Origin of the sequence: Brachybacterium sp. HMSC06H03 (assembly GCF_001807385.1) — a bacterium.
GTDB lineage: Bacteria > Actinomycetota > Actinomycetes > Actinomycetales > Dermabacteraceae > Brachybacterium > Brachybacterium conglomeratum.
On record NZ_KV788675.1, the window covers coordinates 1 to 5,844 of the forward strand.

Below are 5,844 nucleotides of genomic sequence, written 5' to 3' on the forward strand. Positions count from 1 at the left end.
CGGCCGCTGCGGGCGCGGACCCGTCGGCGGACGGCGCCGCAGTGGCGCTGCCGCGCCCGAGCGCGACTGAGCAGCCGGTGCGCGGGATCCACTCCGACACCGGCATCGGCGCGATCGAGTCCGAGCCCTCGCCCGAGCCCGCTCCGGCACCGGCCCCTGCGCCCGCCGTCCCGGCCGAGCAGAAGCCCTCGACCGGCGGCTCGTCCTCCGAGGGCTCGTCCTCCGGCAGCTCCTCCTCGGGCGGCTCCTCGTCCTCCGGCGGCTCGAAGCCCGCCCCGGCGAAGTCCGCGCCCGCACCCCCGCAGCGTCCCTCGGGCGTCTGCGAGTGGGACGACGGCGAGCTCGAATGCGACGATGATGACGACGACGACGATGATGATGACGACGATGACGACGACGACTGAGTCTGCACGGCGTCGTCCCCCGACCGGGGGCTGAGCCGGCGTGGCCTCGCCCCGGGATCGATGCACGGGGCCGGGGGACGTCGGCCCCCGCGGCCCACGCGGCCGCGCTCACGCACTGAGCCCGGACGGCGATGACGCCGTCCGGGCTCGTCCTCTCCGACTCCCCGGCACCCCGCCCGTGCGGGATGCCGGGGAGTGATCAGTCGTCGTCCTCGCCGTCGGGGCGGCCGCCCACCGTCTCCCGCTGCGGCATCGTCCCGGCCTGCAGGGCGTGGAGGCGGTGCTCCCGGGCGCCCAGCAGCTGCGCGAGCTGCCCGGAGCCGGCCATCACCACCACCCCCGGGTAGGTGCTGAGCACCCGGTCGAGCATGCGCCGGCCGTCGTCGTCGAGGTCGCCCTCGAGGCCGTCGATCAGCAGCAGCGGCGGGGTGCCGTACAGCGCGCGGGCGAGCGCGAGCCGAGCCCGGTCCGAGCGGTCCAGCGGCTCCCCGCCGCGGCGCAGGGGCGTGCGACCCCCACGGGGGAGGGAGTCGATGTCGAGCCCCACCAGGTCGAGGATCTCCTGGTCGTGGGCGGCGTCGAGGTCGGGTCGGCGATAGCGCAGCGCCCGCCCCACGGTGCCGCGCTCGAACACGGTGCCGGCCGCGGCGTGGCCCACCAGGCGCCGCAGCCGCTTCGGGCCGATCGTGCGCAGGTTCTGCCCGTCGACCCACACGGAATCGGGCGCGGCGAGTTCGGGGCCGGGGGAGAGCTCCAGCACCCGGCGCAGCAGCTCCTGCGGGGCGCGCGGGTCCTCGGAGACCAGGCGCACCCGGTCTCGGGGCCCGGCCACGAGCGGCGCGTCACCGGCGGTGAGGCCGGGCAGGTGCAGGTGCACCAGCGCGTCCCCGGACTCGACCGGACGCGGCGCCTCGACCTCGGCGGAGAGCCGGCGGCGCTCCTCGGCACGGCGGCGGCGCTGCTCGGCACCGGCCAGCGCCGGGCCCAGCACCATGCGGGCCGCGAGATGGGTCTGTCGGTACTCGACGATCCTCCCGATCTCCAGCACCGGCGAGGAGGCGATCCCGGCCACGGCCATCGCCGCCATGGTCACGCCCGGGGACTGGCCCAGGTAGATCCCGGCCGCGGCCACCAGCAGGGTGGTCAGCGTCGAGGCGACCACGCCGCCGGCGCGGAGGGTGCCGACGGTCTCGGCCCGGTCCACCGCGATCTCCACCAGGTTCCCGGAGGCCTCGCGCAGGTTGCGCAGCTCCCGCTTCGACCCGCCCGCGGCGAGGATCCCCTCGGAGGCGGTGACGGTGTCGGCGATGCGGGAGGCGAGGCGGCCGCGGGTTCGACGCATGCGGCGGGTCTTGATCAGCGCGGTCCGCGCCCACACCAGCAGGCACAGCCCGAGCACCACCAGCGGCACCGCCATCGCGAGAGCGAGCAGCGGATGCAGCACGACGAGGGTGCCCAGGCTGCCCAGGATCAGCGGCACCCCGACGGTCAGCGGGGCGATGCCCTGGGAGACCCAGTTGCGCACCCCGGAGAGGTCGTTGGTGGTGCGGGCGACGGTCACGCCGAGCGAGGTCGAGTGCCCGGGGGTGAGCGCATCGCCCAGCAGGGTCAGGCGCAGCTGGTGGACGTAGTCCTGGCCGAGCTTCTCGGCCAGCACGCGCTGGTGCACGGTCAGCGCACCGATCGCCAGCGCGGTCAGCACCAGCAGCAGCAGGGCCCGCAGCAGGATCGGGGACATGCCCGCCGGGGCGCCCTGCATGGTCACCAGCGCCCAGGCGGACAGCGCGCCGAGCGCCGCCTGCCCCAGCCCCAGCAGCACCAGCCCCGTCAGCCACAGTCGGCGCTTCCCCCGCATCAGCGGGGGCAGCGGGGGAGGGTTCTTCAGCAGGCCGTTCGCCTGCAGCTCAGGTTCGCGCTCACGTCGTATCGAACCGCGCTCCGGCCGGCTCGCCCCGCGGTCACGACGCATCGGCGAGGCGCTCCTTCAGCAGGTCCTCGACCAGACCGCGCGCCACCTCCGCCTCGGTGAGGTCGAAGGTGCCGGCCACGGGCACGTCCAGGGCGCGGCGCGCCTCCGCGGTCGCCAGCGGCGAGCTGGTCACCACGCCGGAGACGACCGACGGGGTCCGGCCGAGCTCCGCGAGCGCCGCAACGCCCCCGACGGCGCCGAGCGCGTCGCCGGCCGCGAACACGACCCGGTCCACGACCGCTCCGACCTCGGGATCGGCGAGCAGGCGCGCGGTCTCGCCCTGGTAGACGCCGTCGGCGATCTCCAGCAGCACCACGTCGGGACGGGCGGCTCCGCCGGCGAGCTCGTCGGCCATCGACAGGAACAGGTCCCGCACCTCCTCGAGGTCGACCTGGAAGGTGGAGGAGTAGCCGAAATCGGTGAAGTCCAGGACGCGGTGCGCGCCCGCGTCGAGAAAGAGGTTGTAGTCGTTGCCCGCGCCGGTGCCGGTCGCCTTCCCGGCGGCGACGCGCAGGCCGGCCGCAACGAGGCCGTGCGCGAGATGGGCCAGCACCGTCGACTTCCCGGAGTTCATCGAGGTGCCGAGCACGGCGATGACCGGCACGCGATGGGCGGGGCGGTCGGCGCGCTCGGTGATCGAGCGCAGCACCCGGTGGGAGGCGGTGCGGGCGAGGGTGAGCGGGCCGTGCTCGTCGCGGATCACGCCGATCGGCTGGATCTCGGTGGGGGAGCCGACGCCGGAGTGCTGCTCGAGCACGCGGGAGGCGAGACCGCCGGCGGCCGCGAGATGGGCGGGACCGAGGTCGCCGGGGATCATCGCGAGGAACTGGTCGGCGGCGTAGCGGCTGCCGTAGGCGACGACGATCTCGTCGCCGGCGAAGAGGATCTGGCGGCGGGAGACGGGGCTCTCCAGGCGCTTGTGATGGCCGACCTTCGTCACCTCGGCGAGGAGCACCTCGCCGGGCTGCGGGACGTGCTCGCCGGTGATCAGCTCGACCTCGCGGGCGCGGCGCAGGTGCGCGCCGACGGTGCGGGTGGAGAACGCGTGCTTGGCACGCTCGACGCGGGAGCGCACGTCCTGCGGCGCCCTCGCGGAGCTCGTGGCGGTGAGCGGCGCGGCGGTGGTCTCGGGGTGCAGGATCGTCATCTCGGGGCTCCTCGGTGGGTGGGTCCGTGGCGGACCCTGGGGCGGGTCTGCCGTACGAGGAGCAGTGAACCGACGTCGGATGAAGCGCCGATGAAGCGATGATGAGACGGATCTCAGGAAAGAACCTGCAGGTCAGGCGGGTACGCCGAGGCGCGCGAAGGCGTTGCGGAAGATCGTCAGCCCGTCCAGGCCGTGCATCTTCTGGACCCGCTTGTCGAGCTTGTCCAGCTCGTCGCCCTGATGGGCGAAGAGGTGGTTCATGACGTGGCGCACCTCGGACTCGTCCATCATCCCGCTGCCCACCGGCTTCCACACCTTCGACATCACCAGGCGCACCAGCTTCGGCGCCCGCTCGGAGGCCTCGAGGTACCTCCGCGCCGAGGTCGTGTAGTAGGCGACGTGCCGCGTCTCCTGCTGCGCGATCCGCTTGAGCAGCGGGGTCATCACCGGGTGGTCGACCATGGCGGAGAGCCGACGGTAGGCGGCCACGGCGGAGAGCTCGTTGGCCGCGCCCCAGGTCATGTGCACCGCGAGGAAGTCCTTGCCCACCAGGTTCGACAGCGAGGACTGCTTCATCGGGCCGAGCGCGGCACGCCAGCCGAGCTTGACGCGCTTGGCCTTGACCTCGTCGTAGTCCACGACGATCCCGTGCCGGCCGAGCACCCGGGCGAGGGCCTCGCCGTGCCAGTACTCCTCGCGGTTCCACACGGTCATGAAGCCGCCGGCCTCCTCCTCGCGGTGCGAGGGGGTCACCAGCAGATCGCGCAGGAAGCAGGAGGTGTGGTACTCGACGTCGCACATGTAGCGCAGGGAGCGCAGGGTCTGCGCGTCCAGCGGCTGCTCGTCGAAGAGGTCGAAGTCGAGATCCGCGTACTTGACGGGCAGCGAGGTCTCGGCGAAATGATCGATGTCGAAGGCCATGTCACGCTCCGGAACGGGGCAGGGAGAGCAGGTGGGCGTCGGGGAGGTCCGGGCCGGGCAGCAGCCGGGTGATCTCCCGTCGCGCGCGGTGGAGGCCGGCGCGGTCGCGGGGATCCGCGCCCAGCACCTGCAGCGCTGCGTCGAGGTCGGGGTCGGGGACTCCGCCGCCGTGCAGCGGGGAGCCCAGGCTCAGCACGAGCCGTGCGACGACGGCCTCCTTGCGCGAGCGGGTGATGCGGCCGATGGCCTCCTGGGTGAAGAAGTCGACCGCCGCCTCCTGGCGGGCGCGCACGGTGCGGACCACGCGCTCGGCCTCGCCGCCCAGGCGCCGCGCGATCGCGTCGAGGCCCGCCACGAGCGAGGCCTCCTGGATCGCCATGCGGGCCATGTGGCCAGCGGCGACGGGCTCCCCGGCCGCGGCGTTCCACAGCGGGGTCAGCAGCGGCTGGACGCGGTCCACGTGGAGGCGGCGCAGCACGGCGAGGCGGCTCGGCCGACGGGACGGGGCGGGGCGCTCGACGGGGTGGTCGCCGGTGAGCAGATCGCGCAGCGCGCGGGACTGCCAGTGGCGGTCCACCAGCCAGGTCGCGAGGAAGGCGGTGATCCGGGCTTCGTTCGCGGTCACGGTCGAGAGCATCGTCCGCGCCTCGGCGAGCCCTGAGGACTCCATGCGCTGCAGCACGGCGAGGGCGAGGCGCTCCTGGTCGCGCAGCGGCTCCTGGGAGGCGAGGAGCTCGGTGTCGACGGCGATCCGGCTGGTGCCGCGCTTCGTGTACGCCTCGACGTCGAAGTCGGTGCGCAGCACGGGGGTGATCGTCTCGTCGAAGTGGAGATGTCCGGCGTAGCGGCCGGCGGTCGGCATCGACGCGTGCGGATCCGGGGTCCCGACGGGGCGCGGGGATGCGGCGGACTCGGGGGAGGAAGCCTCTGCGGTCCGTGCCCTCGTGGTCCGGTCCCTGTCGTCGTCGGCATGAGCCGACGGGTCCGCGGTGAGGTCGACGGTCATCTTCCACCTCTTTCTCAGGATCGGGTCGGCGGGCGGCGCGGGACGTCGCACCGCGGCGGCACGACCGGGAACAGTGTACAGAGAAGCCCTGGAGGATGCCCGAGCGCGAGGTCAGGCCGGGCGATGCCCGGCTTGGTAGGTTTCGTCGTGTGAAGACCTCAGGTGCCGCCTCGCTGCCGGTGCCGGGCGACGACCGCGCCGGGCGGGACCTGCCCGGACCCGAGGCGCTGCGCATCGCGCTGCACCCCGCCGAGCTCCCGCTCGCCCGCCCCCGGGACGTGGCGCAGGCGGCCGCCCGGGTGAGCGATCTCATCTCGGCCGGACGCCTCCAGGAGGCGCGCCGCCTCGCCGAGGAGTTCCGACGCCGCACCGCCCGCCCCGCGGACCGCGCCGCGCT

4 protein-coding genes and 2 pseudogenes are annotated in these 5,844 nt (G+C 74.2%); 2 read left to right on the plus strand and 4 right to left on the minus strand.

Features of this window, described 5'->3' with window-relative positions; translation table 11 throughout:
• Positions 1-404 (plus strand): annotated as a pseudogene (locus HMPREF3159_RS02540) (hypothetical protein); the annotation flags it as partial.
• 199 nt (positions 405-603) lie between these two features.
• Here HMPREF3159_RS02540 and HMPREF3159_RS02545 read toward each other — a convergent pair.
• From HMPREF3159_RS02545 to HMPREF3159_RS02560, 4 genes are all read right to left on the minus strand, one after another.
• Complete coding sequence (locus HMPREF3159_RS02545; RefSeq protein ID WP_246821433.1) at positions 604-2,373, minus strand: ABC transporter transmembrane domain-containing protein; 1,770 nt, start codon at positions 2,371-2,373, stop codon at positions 604-606.
• On the minus strand, positions 2,363-3,520 hold the full coding sequence (locus tag HMPREF3159_RS02550; RefSeq protein WP_070499533.1) for a DUF1611 domain-containing protein: 1,158 nt from the start codon (positions 3,518-3,520) through the stop codon (positions 2,363-2,365). Before HMPREF3159_RS02550 ends, HMPREF3159_RS02545 begins: the two co-directional genes overlap by 11 nt.
• Before the next feature lie 132 nt (positions 3,521-3,652).
• A complete protein-coding gene (locus HMPREF3159_RS02555; protein ID WP_070499534.1) occupies positions 3,653-4,441 on the minus strand; it encodes a ferritin-like domain-containing protein in 789 nt (262 codons plus the stop codon).
• 1 nt (position 4,442) lies between these two features.
• Complete coding sequence (locus HMPREF3159_RS02560; RefSeq protein ID WP_070499535.1) at positions 4,443-5,447, minus strand: hypothetical protein; 1,005 nt, start codon at positions 5,445-5,447, stop codon at positions 4,443-4,445.
• A 149-nt stretch (positions 5,448-5,596) separates the two neighbouring features.
• Between HMPREF3159_RS02560 and HMPREF3159_RS02565 the strand changes: the two are divergent.
• Positions 5,597-5,844 (plus strand): annotated as a pseudogene (locus HMPREF3159_RS02565) (hypothetical protein); the annotation flags it as partial.

What these genes read in the sequence shown, in the direction of transcription:
- HMPREF3159_RS02545 (WP_246821433.1), bottom strand. Translation starts at nt 2,373, where the DNA reads ATGCGTCGTGACCGCGGGGCGAGCCGGCCGGAGCGCGGTTCGATACGA.
- HMPREF3159_RS02550 (WP_070499533.1), bottom strand. Translation starts at nt 3,520, where the DNA reads ATGACGATCCTGCACCCCGAGACCACCGCCGCGCCGCTCACCGCCACG.
- HMPREF3159_RS02555 (WP_070499534.1), bottom strand. Translation starts at nt 4,441, where the DNA reads ATGGCCTTCGACATCGATCATTTCGCCGAGACCTCGCTGCCCGTCAAG.
- HMPREF3159_RS02560 (WP_070499535.1), bottom strand. Translation starts at nt 5,447, where the DNA reads ATGACCGTCGACCTCACCGCGGACCCGTCGGCTCATGCCGACGACGAC.